Origin of the sequence: Romboutsia sp., assembly GCF_035470145.1 — a bacterium.
GTDB lineage: Bacteria > Bacillota > Clostridia > Peptostreptococcales > Peptostreptococcaceae > Romboutsia_D.
This window is the reverse complement of record NZ_DATIRC010000163.1, coordinates 1-1,758: the sequence shown is the minus strand read 5'-3', so window position 1 is coordinate 1,758 and position 1,758 is coordinate 1. Positions and strand designations below refer to the sequence as shown.

Sequence of the window (1,758 nt, the reverse complement as noted above, 5' to 3'; positions counted from 1 at the left end):
GTTCTAAAGGCTCTCAGAGGCTCTGAGGATAGCATTTATTTTACACTTTACATTATACCCTCCCCCTAATGCACATTATTGCACATATGTTGGCTCTTTTGGGTTTTTGGGGGATTCTAACTTCCTGTTCAATACTTTTTTCATAATAAACTTACTGTAATTAAAAAAAGAGAGGAGTCCTCACCCATCTCTTTAAGCCAACAATACAAAATATTCCTTTAAAAGTAAAAGGAGATTATGATTGTACTGCAATAATTATATCATAATTTATATACAAAAAATACCACTATTAATGAGAATGGCTCAGGGGTATGAGGCTCTACTCTTATTAGTTCTTAGTATCTTATCTATATTTGTAATTATTATTTTGTAATATTTTAATAGTTCTTTTATATTGTTGGTTTTATTTATAAAACTAGGCTTTAGCCTATAACATCTAATAAGACATCTAAAGGGACAACTAAAAAGACATCTATATACTGATAATTTCAAGGGATACTAAAGAGGTTTTCAAAGGATAGCTAGAAATTTTCAAAGGATAGCTAGAAATTTTCAAAGGATACTATTAAAATCTGTACCAATTTTTAATACAAGTTTTCAATTCTTTCTATATATAAAACATCTATATCCTGATAATTTCACAGGATACTACTTTTCTATAAAAAAAGAAAGCCTATTTAGGCTCTCTTGGTGGTTTTATATTATTTATTTTGTATCTTTGTGAGATGCTACCATCTTTATTAGTCCTTCTTTGGGTAACCTTGTCCACTAAATGGATGCTATCAAGACCTTTCATAATAGCATAAACCTTTTTCAGGTCTGTATCACTTGTAGTTTTAGGCTCTCTACCAAATGAGCCTTTAAAAATTGTTTCAGCAGTTAATACAAAGTCATTTGTATAATTATTTAATTTCCTCTGCTCCTGTAGGTTTAAAAGGTATATGTATACTTTTAGAGCATCATTTTTTAATACACTTGAAAGTATTTGTATTAGCTTATTATTTAACATTAGCCCTTTTTCTCCTTGTACATTTTTCTTTATAAGTATTTGATTATATTTTCTACCTATTTTCTCAACTATTATTATTCCTCTATCTTCCATCAGTCTTAGTTGTTTTCCAACTGTATCTGCTGACATATTGCCTCTAGCACCTTTTACCATCTTTCCTAAATCCTCTAAGGTATATAAATTCATGTTGATAGTATCATAACCAACTTTTATACCATTAGCTTGTATTTCATCATATTCAGTAAGAGATTTTAAAACTAGATATAACCCATAATTTATATCTTTGTCATGTCTTATACTTTCATCTATAGAGCATAATACCTTAAACTTTCTATCAGATACTCCCCATTCTTCACCCTCAGGCTCTAGGGTATTCTCATCTGTCCATTCTGTTTCATTATCTTCCTCAGGTTTATTTTTTTCTATTTCATCTTTTAACTCACTAATTGCAAGTTGTAATTCAGTTTGAGTTTTTATCTCCTCAAATATTATAATCTTGTCCTTTAATTGGGAATATTCTTCCTTAGTGATTCTGTTTATTTTTAGTTGTACATCCAATGTTTCTAATAATTTTAATTTCATTCTCTCTCTCCTCTTTAGTCTTGAGGATGGGTTAATTCTATGCTATAATTATGTATATTGAATTTATGTAGTTACATAACTGTAACATATGCTCACTAACTGCCAATTAGTGAGTTTTTTATTGCCCATTTTTACCCTCTTTATCCCCTGTATTTTCTAAATATTCA

General features: G+C 29.2%; 1 protein-coding gene. It reads right to left on the bottom strand.

The window, feature by feature from the left end; all coding sequences use genetic code 11:
• Positions 1 to 673: 673 nt before the first annotated feature.
• A complete protein-coding gene (locus VLM92_RS06375) occupies positions 674 to 1,591 on the bottom strand; it encodes a hypothetical protein (RefSeq protein ID WP_325275510.1) in 918 nt (305 codons plus the stop codon).
• Positions 1,592 to 1,758: the final 167 nt, after the last annotated feature.

Bases quoted from the DNA above. Each gene is read 5' to 3' on its own strand.
- VLM92_RS06375 (WP_325275510.1), bottom strand. From the start codon at position 1,591: ATGAAATTAAAATTATTAGAAACATTGGATGTACAACTAAAAATAAAC.